Source organism: Actinoplanes sp. NPDC051537 (assembly GCF_055586105.1).
Genome location: NZ_JBVJIU010000009.1, coordinates 119,416 through 138,282 on the forward strand (window position 1 = coordinate 119,416; position 18,867 = coordinate 138,282).

At 72.0% G+C, this 18,867-nt stretch carries 19 protein-coding genes; 14 read left to right on the forward strand and 5 right to left on the reverse strand.

Annotated elements, in window-relative coordinates; translation table 11 throughout:
* The first annotated feature begins 26 nt into the window (after window positions 1-26).
* A complete protein-coding gene (locus ACZ6TB_RS23040) occupies window positions 27-728 on the forward strand; it encodes a DedA family protein (protein WP_465556753.1) in 702 nt (233 codons plus the stop codon).
* Here the strand turns inward: ACZ6TB_RS23040 and ACZ6TB_RS23045 are convergent.
* Window positions 695-4,615 (reverse strand): endonuclease/exonuclease/phosphatase family protein, encoded by a 3,921-nt coding sequence (locus tag ACZ6TB_RS23045; RefSeq protein WP_465556755.1) that lies wholly within the window; start codon window positions 4,613-4,615, stop codon window positions 695-697. The genes ACZ6TB_RS23040 and ACZ6TB_RS23045 overlap by 34 nt on opposite strands.
* Window positions 4,616-4,789: 174 nt before the next feature.
* Here ACZ6TB_RS23045 and ACZ6TB_RS23050 point away from each other — a divergent pair, with 174 nt between their 5' ends.
* The 5 genes from ACZ6TB_RS23050 to ACZ6TB_RS23070 all read left to right on the forward strand — a co-directional run bounded on the left by ACZ6TB_RS23050 (window position 4,790) and on the right by ACZ6TB_RS23070 (window position 8,499).
* Window positions 4,790-5,236: a DUF2690 domain-containing protein gene (locus tag ACZ6TB_RS23050; protein ID WP_465556757.1), complete on the forward strand. Its 447-nt coding sequence runs from the start codon at window positions 4,790-4,792 to the stop codon at window positions 5,234-5,236.
* Window positions 5,237-5,254: 18 nt separating this feature from the next.
* Complete coding sequence (locus ACZ6TB_RS23055) at window positions 5,255-6,331, forward strand: N-acetylmuramoyl-L-alanine amidase (protein ID WP_465556759.1); 1,077 nt, start codon at window positions 5,255-5,257, stop codon at window positions 6,329-6,331.
* Window positions 6,332-6,481: 150 nt separating this feature from the next.
* Complete coding sequence (locus ACZ6TB_RS23060; RefSeq protein ID WP_465556760.1) at window positions 6,482-7,459, forward strand: ArsR/SmtB family transcription factor; 978 nt, start codon at window positions 6,482-6,484, stop codon at window positions 7,457-7,459.
* A 22-nt stretch (window positions 7,460-7,481) separates the two neighbouring features.
* Entirely contained in the window at window positions 7,482-7,985 is a 504-nt protein-coding gene (locus ACZ6TB_RS23065; protein ID WP_465556762.1) for an NUDIX hydrolase, read from the forward strand.
* A 70-nt stretch (window positions 7,986-8,055) separates the two neighbouring features.
* Window positions 8,056-8,499, forward strand: coding sequence for a nuclear transport factor 2 family protein (locus tag ACZ6TB_RS23070; protein ID WP_465556764.1), 444 nt, complete (start codon window positions 8,056-8,058; stop codon window positions 8,497-8,499).
* Window positions 8,500-8,664: 165 nt separating this feature from the next.
* Here ACZ6TB_RS23070 and ACZ6TB_RS23075 read toward each other — a convergent pair whose 3' ends face one another.
* On the reverse strand, window positions 8,665-9,378 hold the full coding sequence (locus ACZ6TB_RS23075; protein WP_465556766.1) for a TetR/AcrR family transcriptional regulator: 714 nt from the start codon (window positions 9,376-9,378) through the stop codon (window positions 8,665-8,667).
* Between ACZ6TB_RS23075 and ACZ6TB_RS23080 the strand changes: the two genes are divergently transcribed.
* From ACZ6TB_RS23080 to ACZ6TB_RS23115, 8 genes are all read left to right on the forward strand, one after another.
* Window positions 9,349-9,843 (forward strand): CocE/NonD family hydrolase, encoded by a 495-nt coding sequence (locus ACZ6TB_RS23080; protein WP_465556768.1) that lies wholly within the window; start codon window positions 9,349-9,351, stop codon window positions 9,841-9,843. The two genes, ACZ6TB_RS23075 and ACZ6TB_RS23080, sit on opposite strands and share 30 nt — an antisense overlap.
* Window positions 9,824-10,342, forward strand: coding sequence for a CocE/NonD family hydrolase C-terminal non-catalytic domain-containing protein (locus ACZ6TB_RS23085; protein ID WP_465557239.1), 519 nt, complete (start codon window positions 9,824-9,826; stop codon window positions 10,340-10,342). Before ACZ6TB_RS23080 ends, ACZ6TB_RS23085 begins: the two co-directional genes overlap by 20 nt.
* Complete coding sequence (locus ACZ6TB_RS23090) at window positions 10,329-11,027, forward strand: TetR/AcrR family transcriptional regulator (protein ID WP_465556770.1); 699 nt, start codon at window positions 10,329-10,331, stop codon at window positions 11,025-11,027. Before ACZ6TB_RS23085 ends, ACZ6TB_RS23090 begins: the two co-directional genes overlap by 14 nt.
* A gap of 120 nt (window positions 11,028-11,147) precedes the next feature.
* The gene (locus ACZ6TB_RS23095) at window positions 11,148-12,302 is read left to right on the forward strand and encodes a zinc-binding dehydrogenase (RefSeq protein WP_465556772.1); all 1,155 of its coding nucleotides are present in this window, start codon (window positions 11,148-11,150) and stop codon (window positions 12,300-12,302) included.
* Between the two features lie 126 nt (window positions 12,303-12,428).
* The gene (locus tag ACZ6TB_RS23100; RefSeq protein ID WP_465556774.1) at window positions 12,429-13,043 is read left to right on the forward strand and encodes a DUF5317 family protein; all 615 of its coding nucleotides are present in this window, start codon (window positions 12,429-12,431) and stop codon (window positions 13,041-13,043) included.
* Between the two features lie 220 nt (window positions 13,044-13,263).
* Window positions 13,264-13,938 carry a Crp/Fnr family transcriptional regulator gene (locus tag ACZ6TB_RS23105; protein WP_465556776.1) on the forward strand — a complete coding sequence of 225 codons (675 nt, stop codon included), beginning with the start codon at window positions 13,264-13,266 and terminating at the stop codon, window positions 13,936-13,938.
* An 88-nt stretch (window positions 13,939-14,026) separates the two neighbouring features.
* Window positions 14,027-14,995 (forward strand): alpha/beta fold hydrolase, encoded by a 969-nt coding sequence (locus ACZ6TB_RS23110; RefSeq protein WP_465556778.1) that lies wholly within the window; start codon window positions 14,027-14,029, stop codon window positions 14,993-14,995.
* 93 nt (window positions 14,996-15,088) lie between these two features.
* The gene (locus ACZ6TB_RS23115; RefSeq protein ID WP_465556780.1) at window positions 15,089-16,039 is read left to right on the forward strand and encodes a hypothetical protein; all 951 of its coding nucleotides are present in this window, start codon (window positions 15,089-15,091) and stop codon (window positions 16,037-16,039) included.
* A 123-nt stretch (window positions 16,040-16,162) separates the two neighbouring features.
* Here the strand turns inward: ACZ6TB_RS23115 and ACZ6TB_RS23120 are convergent, their stop codons facing one another.
* Genes ACZ6TB_RS23120 through ACZ6TB_RS23130 form a run of 3 tightly spaced genes read right to left on the reverse strand, consistent with a single transcriptional unit; the run spans window position 16,163 to window position 18,848 of the window.
* Entirely contained in the window at window positions 16,163-17,419 is a 1,257-nt protein-coding gene (locus tag ACZ6TB_RS23120) for an APC family permease (protein WP_465556782.1), read from the reverse strand.
* Window positions 17,412-17,915, reverse strand: a complete 504-nt coding sequence (locus ACZ6TB_RS23125; RefSeq protein ID WP_465556784.1) for a hypothetical protein — start codon at window positions 17,913-17,915, stop codon at window positions 17,412-17,414. Before ACZ6TB_RS23125 ends, ACZ6TB_RS23120 begins: the two co-directional genes overlap by 8 nt.
* Before the next feature lie 9 nt (window positions 17,916-17,924).
* Window positions 17,925-18,848 carry a helix-turn-helix domain-containing protein gene (locus tag ACZ6TB_RS23130; RefSeq protein ID WP_465556785.1) on the reverse strand — a complete coding sequence of 308 codons (924 nt, stop codon included), beginning with the start codon at window positions 18,846-18,848 and terminating at the stop codon, window positions 17,925-17,927.
* Window positions 18,849-18,867: the final 19 nt, after the last annotated feature.

Genomic DNA, 18,867 nt, shown 5'->3' on the forward strand with positions numbered 1-18,867 from the left:
CGAACCTCGCGCTCACGCTTCGGCACATGGACCTCACCCTGGTCGACCCGCTGATGACCTCGCCGCTGCTCTATCCCCTGCTGACCGGGCTGAGCAGCCTGGACGGCGTGCTGCCGATGATCCCGTCGGAGGCGGCGGTCCTGACCGCGGGGGTGTTCGCCCATGCCGGCACGCCGAGCCTGCCGCTCGTCGTCGTCGCCACCGCCCTGGGCGTCTTCGTCGGCGACCACCTCGCGTACGGCCTCGGCCGCAGTGTCGCCGGTCCCCGCCTGATCAGGCGCTCCCGGCACGTCAGCCGCGCCGTGGACGCGGCGGGCCGGCATCTCGGCCGCCGGCCGGCCCTGCTGATCGTGACCTCCCGCTTCCTGCCGGGCGGCCGCGTGGCGATGAACCTGGCCTGCGGCTCGGCCCGGTTGCCGCTGTCCCGGTTCAGCCCCGCCTCGGCGATCGCGGCGCTGGCCTGGGCCGCGTACACCGCCGGGCTGGGCTTCCTGGGCGGCGCCGCGTTCGCCGAGAACCCCCTGCTCGGCCTCGCCGTCGGCGTGGCCCTGTCGTTCGTGTTCGGGGGCGCCGCCGAACTGGTCCGCCGCGCCAGGAAGCGCCGCCCGACCGGCGGCCGGGGTGAGCCGCCTCATCGAAACGCGGGCCGCGCCGCCGGGCCGCCGGTTCGGCAGCCCGGCGGCACCGCTCGCGATCACGTGCCGGTGGGCAGCTGCACCTCGCCGTAGACCATGTAATGGTCGGAGCACGGCTCGTTGTCGCTGCCGCACTGCCCGACATCGGTGACCGTGCCGGCGCGTCCGACCGGCACGTGCAGATGCCACCGGTCCGCGAAGATGTAGTCCAGCTTCCGCGACGACCCGTCCGGCTGGTCGTCCTTGCCCCGGAAGGTGTCCGAGCCGCCCTGGTACACCTCGCAGGTCAGGTCCACCACGCAGGCCCGCTCCTGCTCGACCTCGTTGAAATCGCCGATGCCCAGGGGGTAGCTGTACAGCGCGCCCATGTTGGCGTCCGCGCGGGCGTTGGTGTCGATGTTGGTGTCGCCGGCCAGGATGAACGGCATCTGCCGCGCCTCCGGCCCGAACACCCGGGCCAGCTCGCGGACCTGCACCGCCGCGGTCTGGTCGGCCGGGTAGCCGGTCTCCAGGTGCGTGACGCAGGCCTTGACGTCCTCGCCGACGTCGCTGAACCGGACGGTCGTGCAGGCCACGCCCCGGCCCTGCGGTGGTCGTACGGTCGGCGTGGTGACCAGCTCGTTGCCGTCGACGAACAGGTAGTTGGTGTTCCGGACGACCGTGCCCTTGACGAACACCGCGATCCCCTCGTTCAGCCGGACGTCGCCCGCGTTGAAGCAGGTGACGTTGGTTCCCAGGCCGGTCGTCTGGAAGTTGCCCTCCATCCGGTAGCCCGCCTGTGCCAGCTTGCCGCGCAGGTTGTCGAACTGGCTGTAGCACATCTCGTCGGTGGTCACCACATCCGGCCGGCGGGCCAGGATCTCCCGCACCAGCCGGTCGACGACGAACGTGTCGCCGTCGTTCAGGGCCGCGCCGGCGATGTTCCAGTGCAGGACCCGCAGCGTATGGCCGGACACCGGCACGTAGGCCACCGCGTCCCAGGCGACCCGCTCGTTGCCGGTGGCGTTGACCGTTCTGGTGGTCAGCGACACCTCGGGCACGTTGTTGAACCGGTACGTGCCCAGCGTCACCCATCGGTTGCCGCTGCCGCGCTGGTTGAGCACGGCGACCCGGTCGCCGTACGCGGTGCGGATCTGGTACCAGGCGCGCTCGTTGCCGTTGTTCAGCTGGGGCAGATGCACCATGATCTTGCCGAGGCCCACCTGCGCCTGGCCGAACCGCCAGCGGCCGACCACCTCCAGCTTGCCGTCCTCGGCGCCGGGAGTGCGGGCGTTGGACATCCAGAAATGGCCGCCGAAACCGGTGCCGAGCTGATGGGTGTCGATTTTCCCGGGATAACGGCCGTCCTGGTCGGCCTGGTAGGTGAAGGAGAACGAGCCGGCGTTGGTCCACGGCCGGCCGCAGTCCGGCCGTACCGACGGGGTGCCGTCCGGCAGGTTGTCGATGACCAGCGCCCCGCCGGGCAGACCGGACAGGTCGCACCGGGGCGGGTACGAGGCGCCGTCCGGCTCGTACGGGTAACCGGGGTCGAACCGTACGAGCTCGAGCCCGCATGTCGACGGGCAGTCCGGCTTCCACCCGGCCGGCTGGTGGTACCAGCATTTGAGGTCGACCCGGTTGCTCGCGTCCCGGTGGTTGCACGGGCCGGCCGGCTCGCCGGTCACCTCCGGCGCGTCGGGCAGCCAGTGCGAGCCCCACTCGCAGTTGTCGCTGGCGTCGCAGAACTGGTCCAGCCCGGGGATCACGTGATGCCGGTTGATCGGCCCCCACACGTCGCCGCCGTTCCACGACGCGGAGCGGTAACCGACGACGGTCACGTCGGGCGACTCGGGCACCTGGACCGGGTGCCCGGCCCACCCCATCACCTTCTCCGGGTACGGCCAGTCCTGCGGGTGCGCCGCGTCGGCGTAGTCGTCGTGGTAGTCGTCGGTCTCCAGGAACGAGCCCCGGTTGGCCGGGAATCGCGGGTTGGCCGGGTTGTTGGCCCATCCGACCCCCCACGCCCCGCCGTTCGCGCCCGCCTCCGACGCCGGATGGAAGCCGCTGTTGTACGCCCACACCGCGAAGTACCAGTTCTCGATCCGCGAGGCGACACCGTCGTGAACGTTCAGGCCGGCCGCCCGGGTCTGGTTCCATTTGGACTGCAGGATCCGTACGCCGGCGGCCACGTTCGCGGCGAAGTCGAGGGCCACCGCCCGCTGGGTGTCGTACGGCAGCGCGGTCTCACCCGGCTTCTCCCGGCCGGCGCGCCGCATGCCGTCGGTGACCTGCGTGACGCCGTAGCCGCAGTCGGCCCGGTCCCACCGGATCGTCCAGTCGTCGTCGGTAGTGCCGTTGTAGATGTCCAGGCCGTAGAAGTTGCCGATCAGCGGGTTGGCGGTCATGCCGGGCAGCGCGAACCGGGACGCCTGCCACAGGTTCGACTCCTGGGCGGCGATGCCGAGCATGATCTGGGCGGGGACGTACCCGCCGCCGTCCAGCGGGATCGGCGGGAACAGCGCGCCGGGGCTGTAGGCCGGCATGCCGAGGTTCTTCCAGTTGGCCGGGCGGGTGAGCGTCAGCGACTGGCGCACCGCCTGGTCCACCGCCCACTCCACCTGCCGCGGTTTCGGCTGCATGGCCTGGTTGTGCGGGTCGTTGCGGGGCACCGAGCAGTACCGGTCGGCGAAGTCCGCCGGGTCGGCCGGATCGCCGGCTGCCACCCGCCGGTCGGGGGACGCCGACGCGGCGGTGTCACGCCGGTCGGGGGACGCCGACGCGGCGATGTCACGCCGGTCGATGGACGCCGTCGCGGCGGCGAGCGACGGGCTCAGGGCGCGGCCGGATGCGGCGGCCGGGCCGGTCGCCCGGGTCGGCACGTCGGCGAACGACACCGCCCGGCCGGTCTCCAGCGCCGTGGCGCGGATGGTCATCCGCGACGGGACCGTGGGGTCGGCGGGCCGGCGCGGGTCGGCCGATCCGGCGGGCTGGACGGCGGTGACCGCGAGGCCGCCGTCGGTGGAGATTCTCGCGCCGGCCGGTATGTCGAGCAGCTCGACGCCGGCCGTGCCCGGCACGCGAGCGGTCCGAGCGGCCCCGGTGACGTACACCCGCCCGCCGCGGCCGCTCGTCACGTCCAAGGTGGGAAGAGCGCCGGCCGCAAGCTCGGCCGGCCGGCCGCCGCCGCGCACGGCCGCCCCGTCCAGCCGCCAGGCCTTCGCCCGGGCGGCGCCGTCGCGATCGAGGTACACGACGCCGCCGCCGGCGTCCGCCGCCAGCCGGAACGGCACCGCGGCGGTACGGGCCAGCACCCGTCGCCGGCCCGACGGCTCGACCTTCACGATCGCTCCACGGTCGGCGCCGACGATGCCGGACGGGGTCGGTACGGCCGAGGTCAGCTGGCCAGGCACCTCGATCGGGGCGCCGACCTTCGCCGTCGCGGTGTCGAGCCGCAGCAGACGGGTTCGGCCGAGGTCCTGGTCGCCGGCCTGAGTGAGCACGGCCGTCTCGCCGGCGCCGCAGCCCGGATCGAAGTAGGCGAGGCTGACCCGGTGCGGCAGCTTGCGGGCGGCGCCCGTGCGCAGGTCCACCACCGCCGCAAAGGCGCCCCGGTCGAACAGGTCCTCCTGGTTGGTGAAGGTGCGGGGCGCGTAGACGACGACCGCCCGCCGCCCGGAAGCCGTCACACAGGCGTTGCCGATCCAGCTGTCGGTCTCGACCCCGGGCTCGGACAGCGTCGCCACCGTCCGCCAGGCGTAGCCCTGCCGGGCGTCGGCGACCAGGACGTGCAGCCCGTCGCCGTCACCGGAGACGGTCCACGCGCGGTCCTCGGAGGACCGCCATCGCTCGCCCAGCAGCGCGTCGCGGCTTGCCTCCGGAACGGCGGACGTGCTCGCGCGGACAGGTTCGCGCTCGGCCGGCGGTGCGGCGCCGGCCGGCGCCATCAGGCTGGTGACCATGGTGGCGGCCAGCATGGGGGCCAGGATGCGATCGATTCTCATGAGCGCCATGCTTCGAGCCGGGCCGGCACGACCACCGCAGCATTAAGCGAGAGGTGAAAGGACGCGGCGAACCTTTCAGCGCTGGCTTAACAGTGCGGCGAGGCCGGCGCGCGGATTCCCACCATCACTACGTCGCTTGTCCGAAGGATTCGCTTCCACAAAGGAGAAACCACGATGAGATGGCGTCGATACACCGCGGTGGCCGCGAGCGCGTTGACACTGGTCGCGGCGGCGATCCTGCCCGCTCAGCCGGCCTCGGCCGCGCTGGTGCGGAGCTGCTACATCGTCTGTGACGGAGTCGATCCGACCCAGGCGCGCTACGAGAACGCGCAGGGCGCCTTCGTGCTGTGCGGCGGCTTCACGACGGTGAAGTCGGCTCCGGTCCCCGGCGGAGGCACCGTGGAGCTGCGGTACAGCCGGCAGTGCCGGATGGCCTGGGCGCGTGGCTCGTACGTCGAGATCCGCGGCTACGACGCGAACGGGTCGCTGCGGGTGACCTACCCCGGGTACGGGAGCATGTCGACGTACACCCCGGTCGTCAACGACGCCGGCCTGACCGCCCGCGCCTGCGCCTTCGTCTTCTCGTCGGGCGGTCAGTCCGTCTGCACGGACCCGTACTGAGCCGAACGGGAGATCGTGATGACCGCACACGGTGAGCATGCAACGGGAATGGGGCGGCGGGCCGTGCTCGGTCTGCTCGGCGCCGGAGCGGCGACGGCGGTCCTCGGACGGGGGCGGCCCGCGGCCGCCGCCGGCCCGGGCACTCCGCCGGCCGGTCCGGTGCGGTACGTGGCCGTGCGCTGGCCCGCCGGCGCCCGGCCCGGCCGGATCAGGTTCGCCGACCGGGCCGGCCGGTTCGGCGGGTGGCGTGGGATCCGAGCCGGGTGCGGCGGCGGTCGCGGAGACGCCGCCGGCGCGCCGGCCGAGCAGACGGCCTGGATACCGGTCGCCGGCGGCGAGCGTCTCCAGCTCCAGCTGCCGCCGGGCGGCCAGGCGGTGGCGCTGACCCCCGGGGACGGCCCGCCGGCCTCGGCCGAGGAGGCGGCCGAGCTGGCCGGCTGCCGTTACCTGGACCGCGCCGCTTGGGGAGCCGACGAATCGCTGCGCTTCGACGCGACCGGGGCCGAGCGCTACCCGCAGACATACTGGCCGGTCCAGACCGTGACCGTGCACCACACGGCCACCGCGAACAACGACCCGGACCCGGCCGCGCGGATGCGGTCGATCTACCGCTACCAGACCATCGACCGCGCGTACGGGGACTTCGGGTACCACTTCCTGATCGACGAAGCCGGCACGGTCTACGAGGGCCGCCATTCCGGCGACGACGGCGTTCCCGGGTTCGACCCACAGCGGCGGATGGTCAACGCCTCGCACGTCGGCGGCTTCAACGCCGGCAACGTGGGGGTCGTGCTGCTCGGGACGTTCGTCGACCGCGCGCCGACGACCGCGGCCGGGGACGCGCTGATCCGGCTGCTCGCCGCGATCGCCGGGTGGGCCGGGCTGGACCCGCTGGCCACCGCGAGCTACGTCAACCCGATCAGCGGCGCCGCCCGTACCGTGCCGGTGATCCCCGGCCATCGCGACTGGGGAGCGACCGAGTGCCCGGGCGGCATCCTGTACGCCCAGCTCCCGGCGGTCAGGCAGCGGGTCGCCGAGCTGCTGGCGACCGGTTCGGCGCCGTCGCTCGTGCCGGTGCCCGGAGCCGGGTCATGATCCCGATCGGCGGTGACCCCGGCTCACCCGTACACCCGCGACCTGCTGGTATGTGCGTTTTTGGCACTCTTCGCGGCAGCGAGCGGTCGACTCGCCTTGATACCCTCCCACTGATAGGAGTCGATCGAGCGACGAGTCGACGGGGGTCTCGTGCTGCGTATCCACTTCACCGCCGAGGACGTCGGCCGGGTCCGGCTGGCACACCAGCCCGATCCCATGTGGGAGACGGTGTTCAGCCTGTTCAGGCTTCGCTACGCGGGCCCCCCGCTGGTCTTCGGACGCTGGCGGCAGCACGCCCTTCGCGCGTGCCGCCGCCCCGATCTGGACCAGTTGATGCCTCTGGTACCCGGCGGATTCTTCCCCGACTTCCTCACCCCGCCCGAGGGCGCGTCCGGCTTGGCGGCCGGACTCGACGCGCTGCTGCACACACCCCGGTCCCGGTTGCGCCACGACATCGCCCTGCTGGCCCGGCAGGGCTCACCGCTGCCGTCGTGGGCCACCGCGCTCGCCGACGGGGACTCGGAGGCGCTGCAACGGCTCACCGAAGCCATCGGCTCCCACCACGAGGCGGTGGTCGCGCCGATCTGGCCGGAGGTGCGCGCGCATGTGGAGGCCGACCGCGCCAAGCGGGCGCGGGCGTTCCTGGACGGCGGTAGCGAAGGGCTGCTGCGCAGCTACCGGCCCATGATGCGGTGGAATCCGCCGGTGCTGGAGCTGCCGGACGTCGCGTACGACCAGACGCTGCACCTGGAAGGTCGTGGCCTGCTGCTGCAACCGTCGTTCCTGTCCTGGCACACCGCCGACGTGCTGCACGACCCCAAGCTCCCGCCCGTCCTGGTCTATCCCGTCGAGCACGGCCTCTCGCTCTCGTCGCGCCAGGCGAACGTCTCGATCGCCGCGCTGATCGGGATGACCCGCACGGCGGTGCTGGAGTCGATCGGGCAGGGGCGCACCACATCCGAGCTGGCCCGCCGCGTCGGGGTCAGCGTCGCGGCGGTCAGCCAGCACACGTTCGTCCTGCGGGAGGCCGGGCTCATCCACACCAGCCGGATCGGCAAGGCCGTGCTGCACAGCATCACCCCCCTCGGCGCGGCGCTGCTCGAGTCGCCGGAGAAACGGGCGACCTGACGCGCGTTACCCTGCGTCGGCCATGTCGCTGAATCTTCGAGCCTCCGTCCGCGCGATCATCCTCGACGAGGACGATCGCGTCCTGCTGTGCCGATTCGTCGTCCCGCACCCGGCGGTCCCGGACGGGGCGCCGGCCGTCTGGGCCGCTCCCGGCGGCGGCGTCGAACCAGGCGAGGACCGGCAGTCCGCGTTGCGGCGTGAGCTGCGCGAGGAAACCGGCCTGGTCACCGCCGTCGATCCGCCGCACGTCTGGCATCAAGTCGTGGTCGCCGCAGATCATCCGCCCGGCTTCGACGGCATCGTCAACGACTACTTCCTCGTCCGCACCGCCCATTTCGAGCCCCGGGGCGAGTTCACCGACGACCAGCTCGCCGCCGAGCACCTCGCCGCGTTCCGATGGTGGCCGCTCTCCGAGATCACCGACCACACCGGCCCTGACCTGTTCTCGCCCCGTGACCTCGCCACAACGCTGACCGACCTGCTCGCGTACGGGATACCCGCCGACCCGGTCACGCTCGGCCTCTGAAGATCGCCGCCGTTCTTGTCGTAGGCGGGTGCTAGAACTCCGGCGAGACGTTGTCGCAGGAGGAGTGACCATGAAGGTGCGCGAGGCGGCCCGGCGGTGGGCGGCGGTGTGGGCTCGGAGTTGGCCGGCCAAGGACGTGGACGCGATCGCCGAGCTGCAGGCCGAGGAGGCGGATCATTGGGCGTCGATGTTCCGCCGGTACCGCGGACGCGCGGGTCTGCGCACCTACCTGCACGAGTGCTTCGACGAGGAGACCCGCCCGGCCGAGGTCTGGTTCGGTGAGCCGCAGGTCGACGGCGACGTGGCCGCCGTGGAGTACTGGGCGGTGACCTACCCGGACGGCCGGGCGGTCACCATCTCCGGTTGCACGGTGCTGCGCTTCGACGACCGCGGCCTGGTGGCGGAAGCCCGCGACTACTCGCACGTCAAGGACGGGCGCCTGCTGCCGCCGGCGGGCTTGTTCGCCGTCGCCGGCCCGCGGCCGCCCGGCGAGTTCGCGGAGCAGGACCGTTGAAGACGATGAACAATGTCCTTCGTGACCCCTCGACGAGTCATCATGTGGATCGTCATCGCCGCGGTCCTGATCGCCGCCATCATCGCGGCGGTGCTGCTGGCCGGCCACGGCGCGGGGGACGCCGGCACCGGCTACTGACGGCGATGGCCGCAGCCTGCGGACCGGTCAAGCCGGCGCGAGAAGTGCCTGCAACGCGATGCCGGACGTGGCCGCGATCGAATCCAGGCTCTCGTTCGCGATGGTCGGCACGCGGACGATGCGCCGGGCCACGATGATCCCGACCAGCATGGCCGCGGCGAGGCCGGCTCGCAGGCGGGTGTGGTAGTCGTCCGGCATGTGCACGGCGACGCCCCGCATCAGGCGGGCTTCGATGAAGTCGCGGAGCTGGGCGGCGGCCTGTTCGTGAGCGATGGCGCCGCGGAGCATCGCCAGCAACGACTCGGAGGCCGCCGGATCGTCCTCCCAGACACCGAGGAAGGCGCGCGTCACGCGTTCCCCGATGCCGTCCTCGGGGCCCTGCCAGGCGTCGGTCATGCGCGCGAGGGCCTCCGGCGGCACCGACATGACGGCGCCGAACAGCTCGTCCTTGGACTTGAGGAACTGCATGACCAGGGCGGCGTCCACCCCGGCGTCGGCGGCGACCCGGCGGATCGTCGTCGCGGTGAAACCGTCGGCCGCGAAGCGGGCCCGGGCCGCGTCGAGGATGGCTCGGCGGCTCCCGGTCTGACCGGGCCGGCGGCCACGCCGTCGGCCCGGAGGAGCTTCACCAGGACCTTGGAAGCCGGCTTCCAGATCGCGCCACCCTTCCGGCCGATCCCGGTCGACGTCGTGTTCGAGAAGGACGTCGCGGTGACCCTGCGCGACGGCGTCACGATCCATGTCGACGTGTTCCGGCCGGCCGGGGCGGACAAGGTGCCGGTCATCGTCGCTTACAGCCCGTACGGCAAGGGCCAGGGCACCTCGTCCAGCGTGCTGGGCATCTTCGGGCTGGTCGGGCTGGACAACAAGACCGTGTCGGGGCTGTGGGATCGCCAGGAGGGCCGCGACTGTTACGACCTGATCGAGTGGCTGGCCGTCCAGGACTGGTGCACCGGCAAGGTCGCGATGAGCGGCACCTCCTACCTGGCGGTCTCGCAGTGGTTCACCGCCGCCGAGCAGCCGCCGCACCTGGCGGCGATCAACCCATGGGAGGGCGTGAGCGACGTCTACCGCGACCTGGTGATGCGAGGCGGCATGCCGGACACCGGCTTCGCCCGGCAACTGCGCGACTTCAGCTTCTTCGGCCCGGGCCAGAAGGAGGACATCCTCGCCGAGGCCGATCGCGATCCGGGTCGCCGCGGATGAGTTCCCGCCGGCGGGCGTCGCGCCGACGAAGTTCTACCTCGACGGCGGCTCGCGGACCTTGGTCGTCGCGCCGCCGGCAGCCGAGGCGCCGACGGCCTACATCGTGGGGTCGAACCCGGACCTGGTGTCGTTCGTGACGCGGTTCGACCGGGAGACCGTGCTGGTCGGCTACCCGAAGGCGCACCTGTGGGTCGAGGCGCGCGGCGCCGACGACATGGACCTTTTCGTGATGGTCCAGAAGCTCGACGTGCACGGGACGCCGTTGCAGGCGTTCACCACCCCCAACCACGGCGCGCGGGTGCAGGACGTCACCGAGCGGGGCGCCACGATCCTGCGGTACAAGGGATCCGACGGGCGTCTGCGGGTCTCGTTGCGCCACCTGGACGAGAAGCTGTCGACCGAGGACGTGTCCACACCGGCGGCGAGCACGCCTCGTACCTGCGGCTGCCCGTACTTCTCCAGCGACTCGCGGATATCGTTCGTCCGTGACCGCACCTGACGAGCGCGGCGCGGACGATGCGCCGGCCCTGACGCTGATGCCGGACCGGCTGGGCCTGCCGCGGGGCCGCGCCGCCCTGCCCGGGTCGGAGGTTGCGGCCTCCCAGCGGGGCCGGATCCTGCAGGCCGTGACCGAGGAGGTGGCGGCCCGGGGCTACGCGGCCACGACCGTGCAGCACGTGATCGGCCGGGCCCGGGTGTCGCGTACCGCGTTCTACGACCAGTTCGACGACAAGCAGGACGCCTTCGCCCGCGCCCACCTGGAAGCCAGCCGCCAGCTGCTCGACCTGATCAGGCATCAGGTGGCCTTGGCCGGTGACGGCGACTGGCGGCGGCGGATGCGGGCCGGGGTCGAGGCCTACCTGGCCGGCTTCGAGAGCGCACCGTCCTACGCGGTGAGCTTCATGGTCGAGTTGCGGGCCGCCGGGTCGCGCCTGCTCGACCAGCGCGACCAGGTGCTCGAACAGCACGCCCGCAACTTCACCCGGCTCGCCGAGACGGCCGCGACCGCCGACCCGCGGGTGCGGCGGCCGAGCGAGCTCGAGGCGATCTGCGCGATCGGCGGCGCCGACGAGCTGGCGACCCGGGCCATCCGGGCCACGGCGCCGGGCCGGGCGCCCCGGCTCGAGCACCTGGTGGCCCCCATCGTCACGATCTACGAGGCGGTGCTGCTGGCCGATCACTGACCCCGTTGCTTCAAAGAAACCATGAGCGTACTTTTGGCCTCGTCGTGAGCGAGGAGGTCGCATGGTCATCGTCGACAGCGGGTTCGGGCTCGCGCAACGCACACAGCCGGCGGCGGCCCGATGAAGGCCGTCGTGTGCCGCGAGCACGAACTGACCGTCGCCGACGTGCCCGACCCCGTGCCCGGTCCGGGCCAGCTGCTGCTGGCGGTGCACCGGTGCGGCATCTGCGGCTCGGACCTGCACTCCCGGCAGAACTCGGACGACCTCGCCGGCGTACTCGGCGAGATCGGCTACCACGACTACATGCGTACGAGCGATCCGGTCGTGATGGGGCACGAGTTCAGTGGCGTGGTCATCGACCGCGGACCCGGCACCCGCGGCGCCCACCCCGCCGGCACACCGGTCGTCGCGCTGCCGCTGGTCCAGCAGAACGGCGAGATCCACGCGATCGGCCTGTCCCCCAAGGCCCCCGGTGCGTACGCCGAACGCGTGATCGTCCAAGAACCGCTCACCTTGCGCGTACCCAATGGGCTGTCCCTGGACGTCGCCGCCCTCACCGAGCCGATCGCCGTCGCCCGGCACGCGGTCAACCGGGGCGAGGTCAAGCGGAAGGACACCGCCGTCGTCCTCGGCTGCGGACCGGTCGGTCTCGCCGTCATCCTGGTCCTCAAGGCCCGCGGCGTCGCGACCGTGCTCGCGAGCGACCCGTCGCCCGGTCGTCGCGCCCTGGCCCGAGCCTGCGGCGCGGACATCGTGGTCGACCCCGGCGACGCCTCCCCTTTCGCCGGCGGCACCGGTCGGGGGCATCTCACCACCATGCAGGCCCCGATCGGCGCGGCCCTCGACGCCATCACCCGGCTCGGCAGACTCCCCGTGCCGTGGTGGCAGTCCTGGCGCGTGCTCGAAAGACTGGGCGCCACCAAACCCAAGGCCCCGGTGGTCTTCGAATGCGTCGGGATACCCGGCATGATCGAACAGGTCCTCACCGGCGCGCCCCTCTACTCCCGAGTGGTCGTCGTGGGCGTGTGCATGGGCGCCGACACGTTCCGGCCGTCGATGGCCGTCAACAAGGAACTCGACCTGCGGTTCGTCGTCGGCTACACCCCGCTGGAGTTCCGCGACACCCTGCACGCGCTGGCCGACGGCAAACTCGACCCGGCGCCGCTGATGACCGGGCAGGTCGGACTCGACGGCGTACCCCAGGCGTTCGAGGTGCTCGGCGATCCGGAGACACACGCCAAAGTGCTGATCGACCCCCAGCGGGCCGGAGGATAGCCGTCCAGGGTCACCATCCGTCCCTTGTGTCCGCAGCGCGAGGTTGTCGGTTACGTGGCAGTTCCCCGGCCCGCACAGGGCTAGGAACGACGTACCGGATCCTGCACGCCGACGGGGGGAGGCAAAGTGTCCTTCAGTTTCTTCTTGCTCACGGTGTTCCCGCCGGCCGCCGGTGTGATCATCGGTTACCTGAGCGGCGGGCGCCTCTCCGGGTTCCGCACGGTTCGCATTCGTGCGGTCTGGCTGGTGTGGCTGGCCGCGGGCGTCCAGTTCACCCAGTACTTCGCGCCCGGCGTGCGTCACTTCCTCGAGGACGACCTCGGCGTGCCGATGCTCATCCCGGTCTTCGCGATCGTGCTGGCCTGGCTGGCCGTCAACCTCCGCACCTGGCCCGCCGCGATCCGCGTGGCGGGCGCCGCCATCGTGCTGGGGGCCGCGATGAACGCGCTGGTCATCGGCTTGAACGGCCGCATGCCGTACGACCCGGGGGCGTCCGTGCGCCTGGGCCTGCCGCCCGACCTGCAGGGGCCCAAGAACGTTCCGGCCGACGCCGGCACCCGCCTGGCCGCCCTGGGCGACATCATCCCCGTGCCTCTGCTCCACAAAATCGCCAGCCCCGGCGACATCCTGATCGCGGGCGGCACATGCGCACTGGTGGTCCTGGCCATGCGCCGATCACGCCGCACCGCCGGCCCGACCACCTTGGCGCTCTACTCACCTCAACGGAGGCTGACCCGATGAAAAGGCTCATTCCGGCACTCATTTCCCTGGCCACGTTAGCGGCGCTGCTCTACACGGTCGGCGCCCCTCATTTCAGCGGAGGCTGACCCATGAAAAAGCTCGTTCCGGCACTCATTTCCCTGGCCACGTTCGCGGCGCTGCTCTACACGGTCGGCGCCCCACACGTGAGCGGCGGCTGACGGGAAGGTGAGCGACCACATGGGCGTCTACCGTGGTCGGCGTGGCCGACTCGGCATTAGATGACGCGCTGGCGCGCAGCTTCCTCGCCGGGCTGCCGGCCGAGTTGCGGGAAAGGCTGCGGGAAGAGGGCGAGCGCGCCGACTTCCCGGCCGGGACGACCGTGTACCGCGCCGGCGAGGACCCGCGGGCCGCATTGGTCGTCCGCGGCCTGATCCGGGTCTATCTGAGCTCGCCCGGCGCCCGGCAGGTCACCATTCGCTATGCCCGGCCGGGTGACGTGCTGGGGATCGCGGTGCTGGTCGGCGGTCCGGCCACCACCAGCGTCCAGACGCTGGAGGCGTCCAGTGTGTTTCGGATCAGCACACGGACGCTGACCGCGGCCGCCCGCCAGGATCCCCGGGTCTCGTGGGCCATCGCCGAGGAGCTCAACCGCCGCCTGTACGGGGTGCTCGAGCAGACCGCGGTCAACGTGTTCGGGTCGGTGCGCCAGCGTGTCGCGGTCCACCTGCTCGACCTGGCCTCCGAGCGGCAACGCCCGGACGGCGTCCTGGTGGCCCACGTGTCACACCAGGAGCTGGCGGACGCGGCCGGCACGGTACGCGAGGTGGTCGCCCGGGCGCTGCGGGAGCTGCGGCTCGCCGGGATCGTCGCCACCGCGCCCGAGGGCATCCGGATCCTCGACCCCGCCCGGCTGTTCGCCGAGTCCCAAGGGTGACTTTTGTCAGCCGGCCGCCGACCGAGGTCACTGACGGGGCCGGGCGGTGGCCTCACTCTGGAGCGGTGAGTGTCGAGAGGAACCTGCCATGACCGTCGACTCACTCGAGCCGGTCCGTCTCGGCGGCACGACGCAGTGGATCCGTGTCCGGGGAACGGACGGCTCCCAGCCGATCCTGCTGGTGATGCAGCAGGGTCCCGGCCTGCCGATCATCAATGAGGTCCGGATCTTCGAGCGGCTTCTCCGGCTGGAGGAGCACTTCACGGTCGTCTATTGGGATCAGCGGGGCACCGGCCGGTCGGCCCGGCCGCTGCGCCCGGGCGCGAACCATTTCGAGATCAGTCCGGCGGCGATGGTGGACGACGCGGTGTCCCTGCTACGGCAGCTGCACACGCGCTTCGGCACGAAGGTCTTCATCGCCGGGTTCTCCTTCGGGGCCACGTTCGCCACCGAGGCCGCCGTACGCCGGCCGGATCTGGTCGCGGCCATCGTGGCCACCGGCATGGACATCGACATACCGGCGGCCGAGCGCCGGACGTACGAGTTCGTGCTGCGCACCGCCCATGAGCACGGCGACCGGCGGGCGATCCGCCAGCTGGAGAAGATCGGGCCGCCCCCGCACGTAACGGTGAAACAGTTCAGCACCCGGGCCCGCTGGGCATTCAACTACGGCGGCGTCACGGCCGGGAAAGACTATGCCGGCGTACGCCGTACGCTGCTGGGCAGCCTGATCCGCTCGCCGGACTATTCGATCGCCGAGGTCATCCGTGCGGTCCGCGGCATCGGCGTGTCGCAGGCGGCTTTGCTGCCCGAGCTCGCCGGCACGGATCTGGTGTCCACCGTGCCGAGCCTCGAGGTTCCGATCGTCCTGGCCCAGGGCCGCAATGACCGCGTGGCCCCCGGCGAGGCCGCGCAACGATTCTTCGATTCGGTGAAGGCGCCGGCGAAGCGGTTGGTCTGGTTCGAAAGGTCCGCCCACACGCCCCATTTCGACGAGCCCGACAACTTCCGCCGACTGCTTCTGGAGGTGAGGGACGAGCCCATGCGATCCGCATAGCCGCGCGTCCGGGTGGGCCTCCCAGCGTTGTTCAAGGGGAGAGCGGCCGATCAGCCGATCGGTCCGCGCGAAATTGGAAGAGGAACATCCCCCATGAACGAGAGCACATCAAGCGTGGTCAAGCGGGCCCGGGCGCGGCGTTACGCCCTGGCCGCGACCGTTGTGGCGGTCGTCGCCGGTGGCGGTGTCGCCGCGGTCGGCATCGCGAACGCGGACACCACGCCCACGCCCTCGAACCCGTACATCGTCGCCCCTCCCGGCACGTCGCTGGGCAGCGGTGACGCCACGACGATCCAGGTCGCCGGCCGGACCTTCTCGGGCACGGCGGTGCCGTCGAACGCCACCGGCGCGGTCGTCAAGGTCACCAGCGTCAACCCGGCGTCCACGGGCAGCCTGACCGTCTACATCTCCGGCAAGCGGCCGACCGGCGCCGCGACCGTCAGCTACCGGCGGGGTCAGACCGCGACCGGCACGGCGAACGTCCTGCTGGACAGCCGGGGACGGCTCGCCGTCTACAGCTCGGCGCGGACGCGGTTCACCCTGCAGTTGCAGTCGTACACCACGCCGGCCACCACCCCGCCGCCGCCGGTGTGCACCGCGACGATCTCGACGATCGACCCCAGCGTCAAGACGCTGGCCCAGGTCGGCGGCAGCATCCGCGCCGGCGCCACCGACTTCGGCAGTGTGAACCTGCCGGCGGGCACCTACGACGCTCGCGTCATCGGTGGCTTCACGGGCTTCAACAGCAACGACACCTGGCTGCCGGCCGGCGTGTTCCTGACCGGCACGATGACCGTGGTCAAGGGCGCGACGATCAACTCGGACTTCACCAACAACGTCACCGCCGGTGGCGTGATGATCCCCAAGTCGGACAGCACCACCCTGACCCAGGACCCGACGCTGGCGATCTCCACGTTCCTGGTCCTGGACGCGCCGACCGAGGTGCACATCAAGCTGTTCGCGTACGCGTCCAACAGCGGCACGGCCGGATCGGGCCAGGTCAAGGCCAACGTGCAGAGCGCGCAGTTCCGCAAGGTCTGCTGACCGGACCGGCGTTGACGTGCGCTTCACCCCGCGGCGGGTGAAGCGCACGTCGCCGGAGGCTTCGCCGGCAAGGACGACCGCGCCGCCGGAAAGGTTGACCGATGCCCGCGCGCGCCGGGTGGGTCAGGCCTGCTGTCGCGTGCGCACCAGCCGCCCCAGCAGGCCGATGGCGAGGACCACGACGCCGCTGATCACCGTGGTCGCGGGCAGCGAGGCGACCAGGGCCAGGCACCCGAGCAGACCACACACGTTGATCGCCCGCGGCCACCGGCGGAACTCCGGGGACTGACGCCACGCGGACGCGTTCGCCACGGCGTAGTAGAGCAGCACGCCGAAGGACGACAGCGCGATCACGTGCCGGACGTCGAACAGCAGGACCAGGCAGATGACCGCGGAGGCGACGGCGATCTCCGCGTGTTGCGGCACCTTCCGCTCCGGCGACACCTGCGCCAGCGTCCGGGGCAGGTCGCCGTTGCGGGCCATCGCCAACGACGTACGACCGATGCCGGTAATGAGCGCGAGCAGCGCACCCAGGCTGGCCACCGCGGCGGCCACCCGCACCACCGGTCCCGCCCAGCCGGCCCCGACCGCCGTCGCGGCGTCGGCCAGCGGAGCAACCGATCCCGCGACGAAGGCCGGGCCGACGGTCGTCAACAGGACCACGGCCACCGCCACATAGAGCATGATCACGATCGTCAGCGCCACCGTGATCGCCCGGGGGATCGCCCGGGCCGGGTCGCGCACCTCCTCACCGAGGGTGGCGATCCGCGCGTAGCCCGCGAACGCGAAGAACAGCAGGCTCGCGCCCTGCAGGAGCCCGTGTGCGCTGCCGGGGTGCAGCCCGTCAGCCGCCAACGACCCGAACCGGGGGTGCCCGGCCACGGCGATAGCGGTCACGATCAGGCCGAGCGCGAGCACGGTCACGGCGACGAGAACGCGGTTCAGCGCGGCCGTCTTGGTGATGCCGCGCAGGTTCACGCCGGCCAGGGCGAGGACGGCCACGACGGCGGCGAGCCGGCCGGCCCAGCGGGAGCCGGGCATCGCGTACGCCGCGAAGGTCAGCGCCATCGCCGCGCAGGATGCCGTCTTGCCGATCACGAAACTCCAGCCGGCGGCGAACCCCCACCACGGGCCGAGCTGTTCCCGGCCGTAGACGTAGGTGCCGCCCGACGTCGGGTACTGCGCGGCGAGCTGGGCCGAGGACACGGCGTTGCAGTAGGCCACCACGGCCGCCGCGGCGAGCGCGATCAGCAGACCGCGACCGGTGGCCGCCGTGGCCGGGGCGAAGGCGGCGAACACCCCCGCCCCGAGCATCGCGCCGAGCCCGATCAGCACGGCATCCCCGGTGCCGAGCCGGCGGGCCAGCGCCTGACTAGTCACGGTCGCCCATCGCGGCGCCGATGGCCGTCGCCGCGGCGACCAGCTCCTCGTCGGGCCGGTTGGGCAGGACGTCCTCCCAGAGGGGGAGCATCATGCCCTCGGCGTCGAGCATCCCGAGCGGGCGCGGCAGGAACCAGACGTGGAAGTGTGCCCCGCCGTCACCCCACCGGTAGAGGTGGATCCGCGCGAACTTCCCCCACCCGAGCATCGCGCGTTCCACCCGGGCCGCGATCGGTCCGAAGGTGACGGCCACGTTGTCGGGCAGGTCGGCGAACGAGTCCGCGTGCACCCGGCTGGCCAGCCAGACGGTGCCCGGCAGGCTGCTTCCGGCCGGCGGGTGCAGCGTCCAGTTCGCGTCCGACCAGATCGCCGGCCGGCTCCGGTCGGTGCAGATCATGCAGGGGGGCCCGCCGGGTTCCCCGCGCCGGGGCGGCTCGGGCAGGACCGGCTCGGCCGGCGTCAGCACGGTCAGCGGCTCTTCGTAGGGCAGACGCATAGCAGCTCCTCAGTCGGCGTGGGTGCCTTCGGCGACCCAGTCCCGGGGGTCGCCGAAGTGGAGATCATCGATTCCGGCCGTCGCCAGCGCGCCCACGACGAGCGTTCGGCGATAGGCCGCGAAGGTCAGAACATGAGCGATCAGGCCGCCGTACGTGTAAACCTTCGCCGGCGTGTCCTGCAGGCTGACGAACGTGTCGTCGAGCCGCCCGTCCGCGGCCGTGCGACGCACCTGCTCGAGGAACGCCGGCCCGGCTTCGTCGAGGCGGCGGCGCATGCCGGACACGGTTTCCCCGTTCTCGACCGCCCAGTCGTAGTCCTGCTGGGCGATGGCCCGGTTCCACATGTCCATCTGCCCGACCAGCCGCGACAGCAGTGACCGCAGCGTCGGGTCGTCGTCGACGTCGGTGTTCGCCGTCGCGAGCGGCCGGTCCAGCACCGCGTCGTCGAGCCGGGCGGCCCGATCGACCATCTCGCCGACCAGCCACACGTGATGCTCGACCATCCGAATCACCAGATCCATCGATGTCACCTTTCGTAGGGAGGGCAGCCGCAGGTCGGCCGGCGGGTGGAAGTGCACACCGTTCGGCGCGTCCAGCAGCACCGTCGTCGGTTCACGCCGCCACACCCGGGGGGCGGCGCCGTAGGCGTGGGCGAACGCACGGGTGAACGCTTCGTGCGAGCCGTAGCCGGCCTCGACCGCCACGTCGATAACCCGGGCGCGCGGGTCGAGCAGCCGGAACGCGGCCCGCTCGAGCAGCACCCGGCGACGGAAGCGGGCCGGCGTCTCGCCGGCGGCCCCCGCCACCAGCCGGTCGAAATGCGACCGGGACAGGTGCAGTTTCGCCGCGAGATCCGGGCTCTGCAGTCCATGCTCGTCGAGGGCTCCCGCCAGGCAGGAGACGAAGCTTGCGAAGGTGTCCGTCGTGCTCACGTGCTCGAGCCTGCCAGGC

Bases quoted from the DNA above. Each gene is read 5' to 3' on its own strand.
- ACZ6TB_RS23040 (WP_465556753.1), top strand. From the start codon at position 27: ATGGACCTCACCCTGGTCGACCCGCTGATGACCTCGCCGCTGCTCTAT.
- ACZ6TB_RS23045 (WP_465556755.1), bottom strand. From the start codon at position 4,615: ATGAGAATCGATCGCATCCTGGCCCCCATGCTGGCCGCCACCATGGTC.
- ACZ6TB_RS23050 (WP_465556757.1), top strand. From the start codon at position 4,790: ATGAGATGGCGTCGATACACCGCGGTGGCCGCGAGCGCGTTGACACTG.
- ACZ6TB_RS23055 (WP_465556759.1), top strand. From the start codon at position 5,255: ATGACCGCACACGGTGAGCATGCAACGGGAATGGGGCGGCGGGCCGTG.
- ACZ6TB_RS23065 (WP_465556762.1), top strand. From the start codon at position 7,482: ATGTCGCTGAATCTTCGAGCCTCCGTCCGCGCGATCATCCTCGACGAG.
- ACZ6TB_RS23070 (WP_465556764.1), top strand. From the start codon at position 8,056: ATGAAGGTGCGCGAGGCGGCCCGGCGGTGGGCGGCGGTGTGGGCTCGG.
- ACZ6TB_RS23075 (WP_465556766.1), bottom strand. From the start codon at position 9,378: ATGGATCGTGACGCCGTCGCGCAGGGTCACCGCGACGTCCTTCTCGAA.
- ACZ6TB_RS23095 (WP_465556772.1), top strand. From the start codon at position 11,148: ATGAAGGCCGTCGTGTGCCGCGAGCACGAACTGACCGTCGCCGACGTG.
- ACZ6TB_RS23110 (WP_465556778.1), top strand. From the start codon at position 14,027: ATGACCGTCGACTCACTCGAGCCGGTCCGTCTCGGCGGCACGACGCAG.
- ACZ6TB_RS23115 (WP_465556780.1), top strand. From the start codon at position 15,089: ATGAACGAGAGCACATCAAGCGTGGTCAAGCGGGCCCGGGCGCGGCGT.
- ACZ6TB_RS23125 (WP_465556784.1), bottom strand. From the start codon at position 17,915: ATGCGTCTGCCCTACGAAGAGCCGCTGACCGTGCTGACGCCGGCCGAG.